Source organism: Pseudomonas sp. MYb60 (genome assembly GCF_002979555.1).
Taxonomy (GTDB): domain Bacteria; phylum Pseudomonadota; class Gammaproteobacteria; order Pseudomonadales; family Pseudomonadaceae; genus Aquipseudomonas.
The window spans coordinates 84,990-103,702 of the sequence record NZ_PCOZ01000012.1; the positions used below are offsets into that span (position 1 = coordinate 84,990).

Here is an 18,713-nt window from a genome sequence, read left to right on the forward strand (position 1 = left end):
CCTTTGTGACTGTCCAGTTCTATGCAGTAGGCAGCACGATTAGCGAGGATAGCGCAAAATTTGTGACTAAGGCCTCGAATCCGGTCATTGGCAACACAGTCTTGAATCCAATGGAGATCAAATGTGGCACATGATTGAGCTAGACGCGGAAGGCCTGTACGGCCGTGTTGAGCTGCCCTCCCAGCACCAACAAGTGCTCACCCTGGCTGCGGCCCTGGCCTATTCGCAGCAAATTATCCTCACCCAACTGATGAATCCGCTCACTGTTGTCACGGATTTCGCTCACCGCCCCACTCTGCTGCGCGGTGACATCGGCGATGCGCACCGCGGTGTCGGAAATGGTCTGGATCGCGCCGACGATTTCATCCAGCGCACCGTCCGCCGCCTGCGCCTGCTGCGCGGTGGCTTCGGCGTGTTCGACCTGGGCGCGCATGCCTTCCACCGATTGGTGGGCGGCGCTTTGCAGGCCGGCGATCAGGGTCTGGATCTCTGCCGTGGCGCCCGCCGTCCGTTGGGCCAGGGAGCGTACTTCATCGGCGACCACCGCAAAACCTCGCCCGGCTTCACCGGCACGGGCGGCCTCGATGGCGGCGTTGAGGGCCAGCAGGTTGGTCTGGTCGGCAATCGAGCGGATCACCGTGAGCACGCCGCCGATGGTGGCGGATTCTTCGGCCAGTTTCTCGATCATCTGCGCGTTTTGCTGCACTTCGCCCACCAAGGCATGCAACCCGGTCAGGCTCAGGCCGATGACGCGTTGGCCGTGCTCCACGGCTTCTCCCGCGCTGCGGCTGGCCCCGGCGGCCTGGCTGGCATCACCGGCCACCTGTTGGATCGTCGCTTCGAGTTCGCCCAATGAGTCGCGGATCTGTGCGGTGTCGCCGGCCTGACGCTCGGCACCGTCGTGCAGGCCGCTGCTGAGTTCGGCGAGGGTGCGGCTGCTACCGGCGACTTGCTCGGCATTGCCGCGGATGGTGCCCACCAAGTCCACCAGGTACGCACGCAGGCGGTTCAGGGAGGCTTCGATGTCATGCAGTTCGCGGTTGGTCTTGCCGAGGGCGATCGGCTGGCTGAAGTCGCCTTCGGCCCAGGTCGACAAGGCCGGGGCCAGGTTGGTCAGCACGCGGGCCAGGCGGCGCTGCAGGGTGTCGATCAACAAGGCGATCAGCAGGATCAGGCCGATCATCAGCCCTTGCATCAGGCGCACTTCGCCTTGGATCGTGCCGTGCTGGGCGCGCACTACCGGCTCCAGGCCGGCGATGGCCTGGTGGACTGCATTGATCTTGAGGCGGGTGGCCGCCGCCAGGTCGGCGCGTTGCTGGATTTGCTCGCGGGTACGCTTGAGCTCGGCGGGGTAGCGGTTGAGCAGGCTGTTGAGTTCGCGCTTGAGGTCGATGCCGGTGTCCTGGGCTTCGGTTTTCTCGGTGTTTTCCAAGCCCATCATTGCCGAGAAATCATCCGCGCTGGATTCGGCGCTGGCCTTCACACCCAGCAATGGCAGTTGTTCCAGCACGTCAGCCTGGTTGCGCATATTGCCCAGCTCACGTTCCACGTCATCGGCCAGTTCGGCACGACCGCTGCTCACCAGTTTGTCCCGTGCGAGGGACAGTTTGCCCAGATGCTGGGACGCCGCGAGCAGCGGTGGCAGATAGCGGCTTGCCTCGGCGGCGTTCACGCCCAGGGCGTACTGGCTGAGTTGTTCGAGGTTCGCTCCCAGTTCACGCTCGGCTTGCAGCAGCAGGGCCTGCGGGTCGCCGGCCAATTTGCCAGCGGCCAGCAGGTCGGTCTTGCCGAAGGCATCCAGGTCCGTGAGGCTGGGGCGCAGGCTCTGCGCGAGGTCTGCGGGCAGTTCGTCGAGGTGTTGCAGCAGGCTTTCCAGGCTTTGACTGGCGCTGCTCAGGCGCAGGGCGTCACCGCTGGCGAGGTAGTCGTCGATATTGCGCGCGGCCTGGTTCTGGAAATTCTGGGACAGGCCCAGGTAGCGCTCCATCAGCAGGTAAGGCCGCTCCAGCGCGCGTTGCGACCACCACAGCGTCGCGCCCAGCGCCAGGCACACGGCCACCAACAAGAGCGTATTGAGATTGGTCAGCAGCTTCAGGCGCATGCGTGGTTTCAACCGACAGCAAAAGGTAAGTGCCTGAAGTTATTGCGTTTCCATTACAAAGTTATGACCGAATCAGTCGATTCCGGTGAAAAGATGGCACTTTGCTTTGATGCTCGCGCGGTCTGCACGCGATTGCGTCCGGCATCCTTGGCGCGGTACAGCGCCTCGTCGGCCTGGGCCGCCATCATCAGGCTGTCGCAGCCATCCTGCAGTTCCACCAGACCGGCGCTGAACGTGCACCACAGGTCCTGGGGCTGGGCGGGATAGTGGATCTCGGCAAAGCGGCAGCGGATCTCGTCGAGCACTGTGCAGGCGGCTTCCAGGTCAGTGTCGGGCATCACAATCGCGAACTCTTCGCCGCCGTAGCGCCCGATAAAATCGGTCTTGCGCAGACGCTGCTTGAGGAACAGCGCCAGGCTCTTGATCACACGGTCGCCCATGGGGTGGCCGTGGCTGTCGTTGACCCGCTTGAAGTGGTCGATGTCGAGCATGGCAAAGCTCAGCGGCTTGTTCTCGCGCCGGGCGCGGAAGCTGCAGTCTTCGAGCAGTTGCAGGATGTGGGTGTGGTTGTACAGGCCGGTCAGGCTGTCGCGCACCATCCGCGCCTTGAGGTGGCGCGCACGGGCGGCACGGTTGCGCACGGTGGTGATCAGGTGGCGCGGCTTGATGGGCTTGGTGAGGAAGTCGTCGCCGCCTTCGCTCATCGCGTCCAGTTGTTTGTCCAGGTCGTCCTCGGCCGACAGGTAGATGATCGGCACGCTCACGTAGCGGTCGTTGTGACGAATCACCTTGGCCAGTTCGGTGCCGGTACAGGCCGGCATGTACATGTCGAGGATGATCAGGTCGGGCTGGAAGTCGGCCAGCTCGGCCATGGCCTGGATCGGCTCGATCAGCGTGCGGGTGACGATGCCGGCACTGTTGAGCAGGCGCTCGGTGTGCAGGGCCTGGGCGCGCGAGTCGTCGATGATCAGCACTTTATAGGGCTCGTACTGGGCGACGCAGGTGAGCACTTCGATTTTTTCCAGCAGGCTCGACGCTTCCAGCGTGCCGGTGAGGAACTCCTGGCCGCCGGCGCGCACGGCGGCGAGGCGGGTCGGGGTGTCGGTCTCGTGCAGGCTGAAAAACAGCAGCGGCAGTTTCTGTTCCAGGCCTTCCTGGGCCTGCGCAGCGAGCTTGAGCCCCAGGCCCGCACCGCAGAAGTCCACGTCCATCACAATGGCCGACGGCAAGCGTTCGGTCATGGCGGCGTTGAATGCCGCTACGCTGTCCAGGGACTGGGCGCTCATGCCAAAGAACTCCAGCTGCTTGGCCAGGCGGTCGGCACGGTCGTGATCGGCGAGCATCACATAGATCGGCTTGCGCATGGGCGGCAGCAGGGTTTGCTCCAACTGGTCGCCCTGGCGCAGGCCGGTGCGCGACAGACGCTGCATCAGGCGGTTGAGTTCGGTGATCAGGTGGCTGCTCAGGCGCCCGCGATTGTCGTCCACGGCCTTGAGGGATTCACCGATATGCTGCGCCAGTTGGCCATGCTCCGGCTGTTCGAAACGCTCGGCGAAACGCTGCAGGCGCAGGTTGGCTTCGCTGAGTTCGGCGAGGTCGCCGCTGGACCATTCGCTGCCTTGCAGGCGTTGCCAGATCTCAAGAATTTGACGTGCCTGATGAATTACCCGCTGGGCAAAATGGTGCTTGAGACGCTCACGGCTGGGGTCTTCTGGCTCGGTCATATCCTGACTACTAGTGAGGGTGCATGCTGAGGTCGAACTGATGGCTCTATGCTAGCACCTCTTTTCCACGGGATGAGTGTCGTACATCAATAAAGTGCGCGTTCCTGATATTCAGTTACTGACCGACTGGTCGCGGGGCGTAAAAAACGTGCATCCTTCATGGTCGGACGGCGCTCGTGCGCCGGTTTGGTGAAAAGCCCCGCACAAGCGGGCACGATGGGGTAGGGTTGTGGTCGGAGTGTTTGAACGCACGCCATCAATTCAAGTGCATGAACTCAAGTGATTGAAAGGATATCGCCATGCTGGACTGGAAAAACCGTGCAGACAGCGCCAAAGGCCCTGCGCCTGAGCCCAAGTCGGCCAACCGCGGCTATTTTCGTACACTGCTGATGAGCCGCGCGCTGCTCAGCGTACTCGGGCTGTACCTGTTGGTGACCGGTGCCCTGGGCTGGTACTGGAGCGAAGAGCCAGCATTGTTCCCGGTCCAGCAAAATGCCCAGCTTGCCGCCGAGAAGGAAGGCAAGCAGATGGTCGTGGGCTACACCACCGTCGAAACCCTCAAGACCGTGGTCGGCACCTTGCTGACCAAACCCGGTGGCTATATTTCCAACGACCGCTTCCCGCCTGGCCTGTGGATGGACAACATGCCGAGCTGGGAATACGGCGTGCTGGTGCAAGTGCGCGACCTGACCCGCGCCCTGCGTAAAGACTTTGCCCGCTCGCAGTCGCAGTCGGCTGAAGACGCCGACCTGGCCAAGGCCGAGCCGCGCTTCAACTTCGACAACAAGAGCTGGGTGCTGCCGTCCAGCGAGTCGGAATACCAGGAAGGCATCAATTCCCTGAGCCGCTACGAAGCACGTCTGTCCGACCCGAACCAGCGCGGCGCGCTGTTTTATGCGCGTGCCGACAACCTCAACAACTGGCTGGGCGATGTCGCCACCCGCTTGGGCTCGCTGTCGCAACGCCTGTCGGCCAGCGTTGGCCGGGTGAAGCTCAACACCGCACTGAAAACCGAAGCCCTGGCGCCAGGTGAAGTGCCGCAGGTCGATGAGGAAGTGGTGGAAACCCCATGGATGCAGATCGACAACGTGTTCTACGAAGCCCGTGGCCAGGCCTGGGCCTTGTCCCACCTGCTGCGTGCCATCGAAGTCGATTTTGCCGACGTGTTGGCCAAGAAGAACGCCACTGTGAGCGTGCGCCAGATCATTCGTGAGCTGGAAGCCTCGCAGGAACCGGTGTGGAGTCCTATGATCCTGAATGGCAGTGGCTTCGGCGTACTGGCGAACCATTCGCTGGTGATGGCCAATTACATTTCCCGGGCAAACGCTGCAGTGATCGACTTGCGTCAGCTTCTCAACCAGGGTTGATGATGGATGCTATTCAAAAGGAGGCCGCACATCGCGCGGCCTCCGATGCTGAACTGATCTGCTGGGTCGACGAGCACGACAACCTGCTCGGCCATCTGGTCAGGTCCGACCTGCGCCAGCGCGGCCTGATCGGCCGCTGCACCTTTATCTTCCTGTTCAATTCCAAAGGCGAACTGTGTGTGCACCGGCGCACCCTGAGCAAGGCCATGTACCCCGGTTTCTGGGACACGGCGGCGGGAGGCATGGTGGCAGCGGGGGAGAGTTATGCCGATTCTGCGGCCCGCGAGCTGGAGGAAGAACTGGGTGTGGCCGGGGTGGACCTGCTCGAGCATGACCATTTTTATTTTGCCGATGGCGACAGCCGGCTGTGGTGCAAGTCCTATTCTGCGGTGTGGGACGGTCCCCTGTGCCTGCAACCCGAAGAGGTCATGGAAGCGCGCTTCCTGCCCATCGATGAGGTTCTGCAGGAAGCCGAACAAAAGCCCTACTGCCCGGACGCGCAGGAAGGGTTGCGCCGCTATCTGGCCACACGTCGCTAAAGTTGCAGAAATTGGCGCGATTTGGCCCTTAGCAAGTCGTCTGTTTGCCGTTACACTGCGCGACTTTTCACCCGAACCGCCCTTGTTTCACCCCGGAATCACTGTAGGAGCGAGCTTGCTCGCGAAAAACGTCAACGATAACGCGTGCATCCTGATTTAACGCGGCGTCCTTGCGTTCTTCGAGAGCAAGCTCGCTCCTACAGGTAGGGTTGAACCTTGGCGGATCGGTAGCGCTGCCCCTGCCTGAGTGGGGCTTCGCGGTCGGCCTATCCCTTAGCGGGTGCCGATCAGTCTTTGTCCTCCCAAGAGGATTGCCGGTGGCCAAAAAAGCCGCATCCTTCGCCGCCCTTGGTGGCCTGGTATTTTCCACCGACGCAGGTCGACACTGCCCGGACTGTCGTCAGCCCGTGGATTCGTGTACCTGCAAACAGACCCTGATCCCTGAAGGCGACGGAATTGCCCGCGTGCGACGCGAGAGCAAGGGCCGTGGCGGCAAGACGGTGACTACCATCACCGGCGTGCCGCTGGCCGAAGATGCCCTCAAGGAACTCGCCACCACGCTGAAAAAGCGTTGCGGCACGGGTGGCGCGTTGAAAGACGGCGTCATCGAGATCCAGGGCGATCACGTCGAACTGTTGTTGGCCGAGCTGATCAAGCTGGGTTACAAGGCCAAGAAGTCCGGCGGCTGAAAGCCTCTTCCCGACCTGTGTCTAAACTCTGTCCTGCAAGTGGGGTCCTACCCTGGATGCAGGCAAATCGTCATTTTCATTCTTTAGACTGCGCCAGCCTCTGATAGGGGCGGCGCCTTCGACTTCATTTATAGGGGACTTCGATGTCCGTACGACGCACACGCAAAGACGATGGCAGCCAATGGACAGTTGCGGACAGCCGCAGTGTTTACGGGATTCGCCATTGGGGGGCCGGGTATTTCGCGATCAATGAAGCCGGTCGCGTTGAAGTCCGTCCGAACGGCCCGAACAGCACGCCCGTCGACCTTTACGAGCAAGTCGACGAGCTGCGCAAGAGCGGTCTGTCGTTGCCGCTGCTGGTGCGCTTTCCCGACATCCTGCAAGACCGTGTACGCCAGCTGACCGGGGCTTTCGATGCGAACATCGCACGCCTGGAATACCAGAGCCAGTACACCGCGCTGTACCCGATCAAGGTGAACCAGCAGGAGGCCGTGATCGAGAACATCATCGCCACCCAGAACGTTTCCATTGGCCTGGAAGCCGGCTCCAAGCCGGAGCTGCTGGCCGTGCTGGCCCTGGCGCCGAAGGGCGGCACCATCGTCTGCAACGGTTACAAGGACCGTGAGTTCATTCGCCTGGCGCTGATGGGCCAGAAACTCGGCCACAACGTGTTCATCGTGATCGAGAAAGAATCCGAAGTTGAGCTGGTGATCGAAGAGGCGGCAAGCCTCAAGGTCAAGCCACAGGTTGGCCTGCGCGTGCGTTTGTCCTCCCTGGCCTCAAGCAAGTGGGCGGACACCGGCGGCGAGAAATCCAAGTTCGGCCTGTCGGCGGCGCAGTTGCTGTCGGTGGTCGAGCGCTTCCGCGCCGCCGGCCTGGACCAGGGCATCCGCCTGCTGCACTTCCACATGGGTTCGCAGATCGCCAACCTGGCCGATTACCAGCACGGGTTCAAGGAAGCCATTCGTTACTACGGCGAACTGCGCAACCTCGGCCTGCCGGTGGATCACATCGACGTCGGCGGCGGCCTGGGTGTTGACTACGACGGTACCCACTCGCGTAACGCCAGCTCGATCAACTACGACATGGACGACTACGCCGGCGTGGTCGTGGGCATGCTCAAGGAATTCTGCGACGCGCAGAGCCTGCCGCACCCGCACATCTTCTCCGAAAGCGGCCGTTCCCTGACCGCCCACCACGCCATGCTGGTGGTGCAGGTCACCGACGTCGAGAAACACAACGACGAAATCCCGACCATCGAGAACAAGGAAGCCCTGCCGGAAACCGTGCAATGGCTGGTGGACCTGCTGGGCCCGACCGACATCGAGATGGTCACCGAGACCTACTGGCGCGCCACTCACTACATGAGCGACGTGGCCGCCCAGTACGCCGACGGCAAGCTGACCCTGGCCGAGAAAGCCCTGGCCGAACAATGCTACTTCGCCGTGTGCCGTCGCCTGCACAACTCGTTGAAAGCCCGCCAGCGCTCGCACCGCCAGGTGCTGGATGAACTCAACGACAAGCTGGCCGACAAGTACATCTGCAACTTCTCGGTATTCCAGAGCCTGCCGGACACCTGGGCCATCGGCCAGGTCCTGCCGATCCTGCCGCTGCATCGCCTGGATGAAGAGCCGTTGCGTCGCGCCGTGCTGCAAGACCTGACCTGCGACTCCGACGGCAAGATCAAGCAGTACGTCGACGAGCAATCCATCGAGACCAGCCTGCCGGTGCACGCCTTGAACGAAGGTGAAGACTACCTGCTCGGCATCTTCCTGGTGGGTGCTTACCAGGAGATTCTGGGTGACATGCACAACCTGTTCGGTGACACCGACTCGGTGAACATCTACCAGCGTGAAGACGGTTCGGTGTACAGCGCCGGTATCGAAACCCATGACACCATCGAAGACATGCTGCGCTACGTGCACTTGTCGCCGGAAGAGTTGATGACGCATTACCGCGACAAGTGTGCGAGTGCGAAGATCAGTGCCAGCGAGCGCACCCAGTTCCTGGATGCGTTGCGACTGGGCCTGACGCGGTCTTCGTACCTGTCCTCGTAACCTCAGCCGGCATCGATTCAAAATGTGGGAGGGGGCAAGCCCCCTCCCACATTTGGATCACCTTTACACATGAGGGCTCAGTGATGCAGAGCAGGTTCTTACAAGCCGTCACCCTGGCATTCGCCGCTTTCCTCGCGGCCTGCTCGCCCATCAACGTGCTTAACGCACTCACCCCCTCCAGCACCTTCACTAAAACCGCAGGCCTCGCCTACGGCACCGACCCCCGCCAAACACTCGATATCTACCGCCCTGCGCCTGCCATTGCCAATGCCCCCGTGGTGGTGTTTTTCTACGGCGGCAGTTGGAACTCAGGCTCTAAAGAAGATTACGGTTTTGTCGGCGAAGCCCTGGCCTCACGCGGCATTGTCGTGGTGATCGCCGACTACCGGCTCTACCCGCAAGTGCGTTACCCCGCTTTCCTCCAGGACGGCGCCCAAGCGGTGGCCTGGACGCATCAGCGTATTGCCGAGTACGGCGCCGATCCCAAGCAGCTTTATGTGATGGGCCACAGCTCCGGCGCTTACAACGCGTCGATGCTCGCACTGGATGCGCGCTGGCTGAATGAAGTGGGCTTGTCGCCGTCGATCTTCAAAGGCTGGATCGGCATGGCCGGCCCTTACGACTTTCTGCCGATTGAAAACCCGGACGTGAAACCGGTGTTTTTCTTCCCCGACTCACCGCCGGATTCCCAGCCGATCAACCATGTCAGCGCGGGGGCTCCGCCGAGCCTGTTGATTGCCGCCACGGATGACAAACTCGTCAATCCCGTGCGTAACACGGGCGGGTTGGCTGAGAAGCTCAGGGCCGCGGACGTGCCCGTTGAAACGTTCTACTTCGGCAAGACCAATCACCAGACCCTGGTGGCGGCCCTTTCCAAACCGCTACGTTGGCTGGCGCCGGTGCTGGACCGCGTGAGCGCATTTATCCAAGCCACTGATCCTGCCGATTCAAGCGCCAGGCAATCGCCCACAAAGTAAGGCTGCGCAGGGCCATGAACAGCAGGAAGGTGATCCACAGGCCGTGGTTGCCCAGGCTCTGCAGCGCCCAGGCGATGGGCAGCGTCAGCAACAGCGTCAGCAGCATGCCGTTGCGCATTTCCCGCGCACGGGTGGCACCGATGAACAGGCCGTCGAGCAAGTAACTCCACACCGCAATCAGCGGCAACACGGCCAGATACGGCAGATAGAGGTCGGCGGTTTCGCGCACGCTGGGAATATCGGTCTGCATGGCGATAAACAGGTGCCCAGCGAGGCTGAACAGCAGCGCGAACCCCACACTGGCGATCAGCGACCAACCGCCGGCCACCACCAGCGAGCGGCGCAAGGCATTGCGGTCATGGGCGCCGATGGCGTGGCCGCACAGGGCTTCGACGGCATGGGCCAGGCCGTCCAGCGCGTGGGCCGTCAGCAGCAGGCCGTTGAGCAGCAGCGCATTGGCCGCCACGGTGGCATCGCCCAGGCGCGCGCCTTGCACCGTGATCATGAAAAACACCGATTGCAGCGCCAGGCTGCGGATGAAGATGTCACGGTTCACCGCCAGCAGCGGGCGCCAGCTCTCCCACAGCTTCAGCGCCGCCCAGGCGATATGGCCGGGGTAGGCGCGCAGGGCTTTTTGCGTCATGGCCAGGCCGAGCAGGGCGCCGGTCCATTCTGCCACCACCGACGCGCGCGCCGAACCGACCACGCCCCACTCCAGGCCGAGCACGAACCACAGGTTCAGGGCGATGTTCACCAGGTTGGTGGTGAGCAGAATCGCCAGCGGTGCCCGAGCGTTTTGAGTGCCGAGGAACCAACCCACCAGCGCATAGCTGGCGAGGGCGGCGGGCAGGCCGAACAGGCGGGTGTGGAAGAAATCCTGGGTCAGTTGATTCAGCTCGGGGGAGGGTTGCATCCACTCCAGGGCCAGGTGGCTCAGTGGAATGCCCACCGTGCCCAGCACCAGCGCCAACCCCAGCGCCAGTAACAAGCCTTGCAGCAGGATTTGCCGCAGCGCAGCGCCATCATTGCGCCCGGCGGCCTGGGCGGCAAATCCGGTGGAGCCCATGCGCAGGAAACCCATGGCCCAGGCCAGGAAGGTATACAGGCTGGCGCCAACGGCCACGGCGCCCAACTGGTGGGCGTGGGGCAGGTGGCCGATGACCATGCTGTCCACCAGCGCCACCAGCGGCACCGAAATGTTCGACAGGATCATGGGCGCGGCCAGGGCCCAGACATTGCGATGGGTGGGGCGGTGGCGCCAGTCGGTGAGTACGGTAGACATGCGGGCTCCATCAGGGGAGTGGCATTGTACCCAGAACCAATGTGGGAGGGGGCAAGCCCCCTCCCACATTTGGATCTCCAGTGTTTGTGGGATTTGGCTCGGCATTAGGTCTCCTCAAGAACCAAACCACCCTCCGTCGGTCAATGTGACCAGTACCCCATCGGCCCTCTGCAGGCTGATATATAGTTCACTCCTCGGACCCCCTCACAACGAGTGCCCCATGCTTAACAAAGGACTGTTCCTTGCTTGCGCGCTGGCCCTGCTGAGCGCCTGCGATTCCTCCGACAAACCGGCTGCCCCGACCGCTCCCACCACAGCGACGGTTGCGCCTAAACCGGCCAAGGCGGCAGTGGATGTGGCGGCGCTGAAGCAGCGTTACGCCGGGCGCGAGCTAAGCGTGGTGGATGTATCCGAGGTGCAACTCGACGGGGCCAGCACGCTGTCCGTGAGCTTTTCCATTCCCCTCGACCCCGAGCAGAAATTCGCCGACAAGCTCCACCTGGTGGACAGCAAGTCCGGCAAGGTCGATGGCGCCTGGGAAATCTCCGACAACCTCATGGAACTGCGCCTGCGCCATCTGGAACCGCAGCGCAAACTGGTGCTCACGGTCGACCCTGGCCTGAAGGCGGTCAACGACAACACCCTCGCCGCCGAGTACATCGCCCGCCTGGAAACCCGCGACCTGCAAGCCACCGTCGGCTTCGCCAGCCGTGGCACCCTGCTGCCGACGCGCCTGGCCGAAGGCTTGCCGGTGATCGCACTGAACGTCGACAAGATCGACGTCGAATTCTTCCGCATCAAGCCCGAGTCGCTGCCCGCCTTCCTGGCGCAGTGGGGGCGCAATACCAGCCTGCAGAGCTACGAATCCCGCGAACTGCTGCCCATGGCCGAACTGGTCTATGGCGGGCGTTTCGACCTGAATCCGGCGCGCAATACCCGCGAAACCCTGCTGCTGCCGATCGCGGGCCTCAAGCAACTGCAACAGCCCGGCGTGTACCTGGCGGTGATGCGTGCGTCCGGCACCTACAATTACTCCCAACCGGCCACGCTGTTCACCTTGAGTGACATCGGCCTGTCGGTGCACCGCTACGCCAATCGCCTGGACGTGTTTACCCAGGCCTTGGAAGGCGGCAAGGCGCTGGATGGCGTCGACCTCGAAATCCTCGATGCCGAGGGCCGCGTGCTGGGCCAGGGCAAGACCGAGAAGGGCGGTCACGTCGAGTTGCCGTTGCCGAAGAAAGCCCAGGTGCTGCTGGCCAAGCAGGGCGAACAAACCAGCCTGCTGCGCCTGGACAGCGCTGCGTTGGATCTGGCCGAGTTCGACATCGGCGGCCAGCCGTCGCACCCTTTGCAATTCTTTGTGTTCGGCCCGCGTGACCTCTACCGCCCGGGCGAAACCGTGCTGCTCAATGCCCTGCTGCGGGACACGGATGGCAATGCCGTCAAGCCGCAACCGGTGAGCGTCGAAGTGCGACGCCCGGATGAACAGGTGAGCCGCAAGTTCGTGTGGGACGCCGACGCCTCCGGCCTCTATCAATATCAACTGCAATTGGCCGGCGAAGCGTCGACCGGGCGCTGGCAACTGGTGTTCGACCTCGGCGACGGCAAGCCGCAGCTGTATGAATTCCTTGTCGAAGACTTCCTGCCAGAGCGGCTGGCGCTGGAACTCAAGGGCAGTGACACGCCGCTCAGCCCGGCGGACAACCCGGTGATCCAGGTCAACGGCCGTTACCTCTACGGCGCACCGGCATCGGGCAACCGGGTCAGCGGTCAGGTCTATGTGCGGCCGCTGCGTGAAGCGGTCAAGGCCTTGCCGGGCTACCAGTTTGGCTCCGTCACCGAAGAAGAGTTGAGCCAGGATTTTGAACTGGACGAAAGCGTACTCGACGCCAAGGGCCAGGAAGCGCTGACCCTGGAAAGCAAATGGGCCGACGCCAAGTCGCCGTTGCAATTGATCGTGCAGGCCAGCCTGCAAGAGTCTGGCGGGCGCCCGATCACCCGGCGCCTGGTGCAGCCGATCTGGCCGGCCGAGCAATTGCCGGGCCTGCGTGGACTGTTTGACGGCACCGAGACCACTGGCGACGGCCCGGCCGAATTCGAAGTGTTGCTCGCCAACCAGGACGGGCAGAAGCTCGCCGCCCAAGGCCTCAAGGTGCGCCTGGTGCGCGAGCGTCGCGATTACTATTGGAACTACTCCGACAGCGACGGCTGGAGCTACCACTTCAACGAAAAATTCCTCAACCTCGATGAGCAGACCCTGGATATCAAGGCTGGCGACACCGCCAGGGTCAGCTTCCAGGTGGAGTGGGGCCCCTACCGCGTCGAGGTCGAAGACCCGCAGACCGGACTGGTCAGCAGCCTGCGCTTCTGGGCCGGTTACCAGGCCCAGGACAATACCGAAGGCGGCGCCGTGCGCCCGGACCAAGTCAAGCTGGCGCTGGATAAACCCGCCTATGGCGACGGCGATACGGCCAACGTCACCGTCACCCCGCCGGCGGCCGGCAAGGGCTATCTGTTAGTGGAATCTGCCGAAGGCCCGTTGTGGTGGCAGGAAATCGACGTGCCGGCCGAGGGCAAAAGCTTTGCGGTCAAGCTCGACCCGAAATGGTCGCGCCATGACCTCTATGTGAGCGCGCTGGTGATTCGTCCCGGCGAGCGCAAAGCCAATATCACCCCGAAACGGGCGGTGGGCTTGCTGCATCTGCCGCTGGATCGCACCCAGCGCAAACTCGGGCTGACCCTCACCGCACCGGAAAAAATGCGTCCCAAGCAGCCGCTGACGGTCAAAGTCGTCGCCAAAAATGCCGATGGCAGCGTACCCAAACAGGTGCATGTGCTGGTGGCGGCGGTGGACGTGGGCATCCTCAACATCACCGAATACCCGACGCCCGATCCGTACTCCAGCCTGTTCGGCCGCAAGGCTTATGGCGTCGACCAGTTCGACATCTACGGGCAGTTGATCGAAGCCGGCCAGGGGCGCCTCGCCAGCCTGGCGTTTGGCGGTGATGCGGCGCTGGCCAAGGGCGGCAAACGCCCCGACACCAGCGTGACCATTGTCGCCCTGCAAAGCGCACCGGTGACCTTGAATGACCAGGGCGAGGGCGAAGTCAGCGTCAATATTCCGGATTTCAACGGCGAGCTGCGGTTGATGGCCCAGGCCTGGAGTGATGACCGCTACGGCATGGCCGAAGCCAAGACGGTGATTGCCGCCCCGCTGATTGCCGAGCTGTCGGCGCCGCGCTTCCTCGCCGGCGGCGACCAGACCACCCTGGCGCTGGACCTGTCCAACCTGTCGGGCAAGGCGCAGAAACTCGAGGTACAACTGAGTGCCGAAGGGCAGTTGGAGCTGGCCAGCGACACCGCGCAAACCGTCGAGTTGAAACAAGGCGAACGCACCACACTGCGCATTCCGGTCAACGCCTGGGGCGGCCTGGGGCAGGGCAAGGTCAAGGTGACGGTGAACGGGCTGGATCTGCCGGGCGAAAACCTGCCGCCGTTCTCGCGGGAATGGACCCTGGGCGTGCGTCCGGCGTATCCGGCATTGCTCAAGCACTACCGCGCGGTCCTCAAGAACGAACCGTGGAGCCTGCCGGTCGGCGCGCTGGATCAGTTCGATGCCTCCGGGCGCGAGGCGTTGTTGAGCCTTTCGAGCCGGCCGCCGCTGAACCTTGGCGCGCAGATCAGTGCGCTAAAAGCGTACCCCTATGGGTGCCTGGAGCAGACCGCCAGCGGCCTGTACCCGTCGCTCTACGCCGACGATGCCTTGCTCAAGCGCCTGGCGATCAAGGGCGAGCCGGATGCCGAGCGCAAGCGCAAGATCGAGATCGGTATCGAGCGCCTGCTGGGCATGCAGCGTTACAACGGCAGCTTCGGCCTGTGGGGCGCCGATGGCGAGGAAGAATATTGGCTGACGGCCTACGTCACCGACTTCCTGCTGCGCGCACGTGACCAGGGTTTTGCCGTGCCGCCCGAAGCCTTGAAGAAGGCCAGCGAGCGCCTGTTGCGTTATGTGCAGGAGCGTAACCTGATCGACGTCGATTACAGCGACAACGCCGACCACACCCGCTTCGCCGTGCAAGCCTACGCCGGCATGGTGTTGGCGCGCAGCCAGCAGGCGCCGTTGGGCGCGTTGCGCAGCATCTTCGAGCGCCGCAGCGATGCGCGCTCGGGTCTGCCGCTGGTGCAACTGGCCATCGCCCTGCAGAAAATGGGCGACCAGCCGCGCGCCGATCAAGCCCTGTTCGCGGGCCTGGCGGCGCAGCGCAATGCCAACGAATGGCTGGCCGACTACGGCAGCCCGCTGCGGGATCAGGCGATGATCCTGGCGTTGCTTGAAGAAAACGACCTGGCCAAGGGCAAACGTGAAGAGCGCTTGTTTACGCTGTCGGATCAATTGGCAGCGAGTCCCTATCTGTCGACTCAGGAGCGCAATTCGCTGTTCCTGGCGGGGCGTCTCGGGTTTGCCAAACCGGAAGCGGATTGGAAAGTGCTGATGGACAGCAAAGCCGGGATCAACGAGCTGAACAATCTGCAACCGACGCTGAACCTGGAAGGCACTCTGCTCTCCCATTTCACCTTGAGTAATCAGGGCGACGCGCCGTTGTATCAGCAACTGACGATCTCCGGTTATCCGCAGGTGCCACCGGCAGCGGGCGGCGAGAACCTAAACATCCGCCGCGAATACCTGGGCATGAACGGCCAGCCGCTGAACCTGCGCAACCTCAACAGCGGCGACCTGGTGCTGGTGCACTTGGCCGTGAGCGCCAAGCAGCGTGTGCCGGATGCACTGGTGGTGGACCTGCTACCGGCCGGCCTGGAACTGGAAAACCAGAACCTGGCGCAAAGTGCCGCCAGCCTGGAAAACGCCAGCAGTCAGGTGAAGGAATGGCGCGAGTCGATGCAGAACGCGTCGCTCAAGCATCAGGAGTTCCGCGATGACCGCTACGTGGCAGCGTTGAACCTCGAGGGTCATGGCTCCACGCACCTGCTGTACCTGGCGCGTGCCGTGACACCGGGCACCTATCGTGTGCCGCCGCCGCAGGTGGAGTCGATGTATCGGCCGAACTGGCAGGCGGTGGGTGAAACCCCGGCGGATCTGGTGATCAAGGGCCGCTGATCGTTCAACGTGAAATGCGGGCCAAATGTGGGAGGGGGCAAACCCGCTCCCACAGGAAGCCTGAGGTGCGCGCGATCAGTGCACGACCCAGCTCAGCAGCCACAGCCCCAGCATCAGCCAGATAATGCCCATGATGATCGACGCCCGCATGAACGCGCGCACGGCCGAGTACAGCAACAGCAGGCCGACGATCAGGGTGATGATGCTGATGATCGAGGTGTCCATGCCCAGGGTGCGCGACAGGCCTTCGATGAAGTTGCCACCCGCGTTGGTCAGTGCCCCGAACAGGCCGCTGAGGCCGTCGACGATAAAGCGGATGACCGAACCGAGCGCCTGGCCCAACCATTCGAAGAAGCTTTCTACCTGCATATGTGTGTCCTGATGAGAAGGTGGGCGTGTCTGTGCCTTTGGTTGTTGATGCGACAGGCTAGTTCCCTTCAAGCATAGAGGTTTGCCCGTTTGAGTTTGCGATTAATGTACGCAGCCCTCCCACAGTTACTGCGCTGGGCCTTGGGGTTCGCCGTGTTGCTGATCGCGCTGCTGTGGCTCGCCGACCGCATCTGGCCGCTGCCATTGCCCCAGGATGATTTGGCCCGCGTGGTACTGGCCGAAGACGGCACGCCGCTGTGGCGCTTCGCCGATGCCGACGGCGTCTGGCGCTACCCGGTGCACACCCGCGAAGTCTCGCCGTATTACCTCGACGCACTGCTCACCTACGAAGACCGCTGGTTCTTCCAGCACCCCGGCGTAAACCCGCTGGCGCTGGCGCGGGCGACCTGGCAGAACCTCAGCGGTGCGCGGGTGGTGTCGGGTGGCAGCACCCTGTCGATGCAGGTGGCGCGCTTGCTGGACCCGCATTCGCGCACGTTCCACGGCAAGTTGCGCCAGCTATGGCGCACGGCGCAGTTGGAGTGGCACCTGTCCAAGGACGAAATCCTCAACCTCTACCTGAATCGCGCGCCGTTTGGCGGCACCTTGCAGGGTGTGGCGGCGGCCAGTTGGGCCTATCTCGGCAAGTCTCCGGCGCACCTGACCCACGCCGAAGCCGCCATGCTTGCGGTGTTGCCCCAGGCCCCGAGCCGACTGCGTCCGGACCGTCACCCGCAGCGTGCCCAACAGTCTCGCGACAAAGTGCTGCGCCGGCTCGCCGAGTTCCAGGTGTGGCCGCAAGCGGCCGTCGATGAAGCCCTGGAAGAACCCCTGCTGCTGGCCCCGCGCCTGGAACCGAGCCTGGCGCCGTTGCTCGCCCGACGCCTGAACCGCGCCGACAGCCCGCCACTGATCCGCACCACCCTGGATGCCACCTTGCAACGCCGTCTCGAAGACTTGCTGTTGGGCTGGCGTGCGCGGTTGCCGGAGCACACCTCGGCCGCGATCCTGGTGGTGGAAGAGGAAACCATGGCCGTGCGCGCCTACCTCGGCTCGGTGGATATCAATGACGCCAAGCGCTTTGGCCATGTGGACATGATCAGCGCGCTACGCTCGCCGGGCTCGACCTTGAAACCTTTCCTCTATGGCATGGCCCTGGACGACGGGTTGATCCACTCCGAATCCCTGTTGCAGGACGTGCCCCGGCGCTATGGCGATTACCGGCCGGGCAACTTCTCCATGGGCTTTACCGGTGCGGTACCGGCAAGTACAGCGCTGTCCAGCTCGTTGAACCTGCCGGCGGTGCAACTGCTGGAGGCGTATGGGCCCAAACGGTTTGCCGCGCAAATGCGCATCGCCGGCGTGCCCCTGGCGCTGCCGGCGTTGGCCGAGCCGAACCTGGCGCTGATCCTCGGCGGCGCCGGCAGCCGACTTGAAGACTTGGTGAGCGGGTACAGTGCATTCGCGCGCGAGGGCAAAAGCGCGACGATTCGCTTGCAGCCCGACGATGTGCTGCGTGAACGCCCGCTGCTGTCCCCCGGTGCCGCCTGGATTGTGCGGCGCATCCTCAGCGGCCAGGCGCGCCCCGACCGTGATCCGCGTGCCGAGTTGGTGCAGCGCCCCGTGCTGGCCTGGAAAACCGGGACCAGCTACGGCTTTCGCGATGCCTGGGCGATTGGCGTGGGCCCGCGCTACTTGATCGGCGTATGGATCGGCCGCCCTGATGGCACGCCCGTGCCCGGCCAGTTCGGCCTGGCTTCGGCAGCGCCGCTGATGTTGCAGGTGCACGACGTCCTCACCAACCGCGACAGCCAGCGCGGCATCAGTGCGCGGGTGTTGCCGGTACCGGCCAATGTCGGCGTGGCCGCGATCTGTTGGCCGCTGGGCCAGCCCATGAGCCGCAGTGATCCCAATTGCCGCCGCCAACGCTTCGCCTGGACCTTGGACAACACCACGCCGCCGACCTTGCAGGCTCTGGATCAGCCCTTGAGCGTGGGTCTGATGGAGAGCGTATGGGTCAATGCTGCGGGTTTGCGGGTCGACGCGCGCTGCCCCGGGGCGCAGGCGAAACATATCGCCCTGTGGCCGGCGCCGCTGGAGCCCTGGCTACCTCGGGCCGAACGCCGTGAGGCGCGTATCCCGGTGGCGGATCCGGAGTGTCCGCCGCCGGTGTTGGCGGCCTCGTCACCCTTGTCGATTGTCGGTGTGCGCGAAGGTGATCAACTGCGGCTGCCCGCTGCCAGCCAGCAGGCGCTGCGCCTGAAACTGTCTGCGTTGGGCGGCAGTGGGCGGCGCTGGTGGTTCCTCAACGGGGCGCCGTTGGGGGACAGTGGCAACCAGGACTTCATCAACGCCAGCTTCGAGCGGTTGGGGCGGTATCAGTTGAGTGTGCTCGATGAAGCCGGGCAAACAGCCAGGCTTGAGTTCAGTGTCGTCGACTAAATCGCCTTCGCGGGCACACCGGAGATTCGCTTGCCTTAAAGGCCGATCCC

At 63.4% G+C, this 18,713-nt stretch carries 11 protein-coding genes; 7 read left to right on the forward strand and 4 right to left on the reverse strand.

All coding sequences use genetic code 11. The features are described from left to right. Positions 1–139 precede the first annotated feature (139 nt). On the reverse strand, positions 140–2,101 hold the full coding sequence (locus tag CQ041_RS19510; RefSeq protein ID WP_105521923.1) for a methyl-accepting chemotaxis protein: 1,962 nt from the start codon (positions 2,099–2,101) through the stop codon (positions 140–142). A gap of 53 nt (positions 2,102–2,154) precedes the next feature. Next, positions 2,155–3,825 carry a PleD family two-component system response regulator gene (locus CQ041_RS19515; protein WP_105521922.1) on the reverse strand — a complete coding sequence of 557 codons (1,671 nt, stop codon included), beginning with the start codon at positions 3,823–3,825 and terminating at the stop codon, positions 2,155–2,157. Positions 3,826–4,214: 389 nt separating this feature from the next. On the opposite strand from CQ041_RS19515, the gene CQ041_RS19520 reads away from it, so the two are divergent. The 5 genes from CQ041_RS19520 (at position 4,215) to CQ041_RS19540 (ending at position 9,454) form a co-directional block, all read left to right on the forward strand. Further along, positions 4,215–5,192 carry a DUF2333 family protein gene (locus CQ041_RS19520; protein ID WP_371923027.1) on the forward strand — a complete coding sequence of 326 codons (978 nt, stop codon included), beginning with the start codon at positions 4,215–4,217 and terminating at the stop codon, positions 5,190–5,192. Positions 5,193–5,194: 2 nt separating this feature from the next. Continuing rightward, a complete protein-coding gene (locus CQ041_RS19525; protein WP_105521920.1) occupies positions 5,195–5,731 on the forward strand; it encodes an NUDIX hydrolase in 537 nt (178 codons plus the stop codon). A 317-nt stretch (positions 5,732–6,048) separates the two neighbouring features. Further along, a complete protein-coding gene (locus CQ041_RS19530) occupies positions 6,049–6,420 on the forward strand; it encodes a translation initiation factor Sui1 (protein ID WP_005784408.1) in 372 nt (123 codons plus the stop codon). A 143-nt stretch (positions 6,421–6,563) separates the two neighbouring features. Continuing rightward, on the forward strand, positions 6,564–8,477 hold the full coding sequence (gene speA / locus CQ041_RS19535) for an arginine decarboxylase (RefSeq protein ID WP_105521919.1): 1,914 nt from the start codon (positions 6,564–6,566) through the stop codon (positions 8,475–8,477). Positions 8,478–8,560: 83 nt separating this feature from the next. After that, positions 8,561–9,454 carry an alpha/beta hydrolase gene (locus tag CQ041_RS19540; RefSeq protein ID WP_105521918.1) on the forward strand — a complete coding sequence of 298 codons (894 nt, stop codon included), beginning with the start codon at positions 8,561–8,563 and terminating at the stop codon, positions 9,452–9,454. Here the strand turns inward: CQ041_RS19540 and CQ041_RS19545 are convergent. After that, positions 9,399–10,736 (reverse strand): MATE family efflux transporter, encoded by a 1,338-nt coding sequence (locus CQ041_RS19545; RefSeq protein WP_105521917.1) that lies wholly within the window; start codon positions 10,734–10,736, stop codon positions 9,399–9,401. The two genes, CQ041_RS19540 and CQ041_RS19545, sit on opposite strands and share 56 nt — an antisense overlap. 220 nt (positions 10,737–10,956) lie before the next feature. On the opposite strand from CQ041_RS19545, the gene CQ041_RS19550 reads away from it, so the two are divergent. After that, entirely contained in the window at positions 10,957–15,852 is a 4,896-nt protein-coding gene (locus tag CQ041_RS19550) for an alpha-2-macroglobulin (protein WP_105521916.1), read from the forward strand. 75 nt (positions 15,853–15,927) lie between these two features. On the opposite strand, the gene CQ041_RS19555 is transcribed toward CQ041_RS19550, so the two are convergent. Continuing rightward, positions 15,928–16,221, reverse strand: a complete 294-nt coding sequence (locus CQ041_RS19555; protein WP_105521915.1) for a hypothetical protein — start codon at positions 16,219–16,221, stop codon at positions 15,928–15,930. Between the two features lie 105 nt (positions 16,222–16,326). On the opposite strand from CQ041_RS19555, the gene pbpC reads away from it, so the two are divergent. After that, positions 16,327–18,663, forward strand: coding sequence for a peptidoglycan glycosyltransferase PbpC (gene pbpC / locus CQ041_RS19560; RefSeq protein ID WP_105521914.1), 2,337 nt, complete (start codon positions 16,327–16,329; stop codon positions 18,661–18,663). Positions 18,664–18,713 lie beyond the last annotated feature (50 nt).

Coding starts and splice junctions, on each gene's coding strand:
- CQ041_RS19550 (WP_105521916.1), top strand. CDS start 10,957: ATGCTTAACAAAGGACTGTTCCTTGCTTGCGCGCTGGCCCTGCTGAGC.
- CQ041_RS19555 (WP_105521915.1), bottom strand. CDS start 16,221: ATGCAGGTAGAAAGCTTCTTCGAATGGTTGGGCCAGGCGCTCGGTTCG.
- CQ041_RS19520 (WP_371923027.1), top strand. CDS start 4,215: ATGAGCCGCGCGCTGCTCAGCGTACTCGGGCTGTACCTGTTGGTGACC.
- CQ041_RS19525 (WP_105521920.1), top strand. CDS start 5,195: ATGGATGCTATTCAAAAGGAGGCCGCACATCGCGCGGCCTCCGATGCT.
- CQ041_RS19515 (WP_105521922.1), bottom strand. CDS start 3,825: ATGACCGAGCCAGAAGACCCCAGCCGTGAGCGTCTCAAGCACCATTTT.
- speA (WP_105521919.1), top strand. CDS start 6,564: ATGTCCGTACGACGCACACGCAAAGACGATGGCAGCCAATGGACAGTT.
- CQ041_RS19545 (WP_105521917.1), bottom strand. CDS start 10,736: ATGTCTACCGTACTCACCGACTGGCGCCACCGCCCCACCCATCGCAAT.
- CQ041_RS19540 (WP_105521918.1), top strand. CDS start 8,561: ATGCAGAGCAGGTTCTTACAAGCCGTCACCCTGGCATTCGCCGCTTTC.
- pbpC (WP_105521914.1), top strand. CDS start 16,327: ATGTACGCAGCCCTCCCACAGTTACTGCGCTGGGCCTTGGGGTTCGCC.
- CQ041_RS19510 (WP_105521923.1), bottom strand. CDS start 2,101: ATGCGCCTGAAGCTGCTGACCAATCTCAATACGCTCTTGTTGGTGGCC.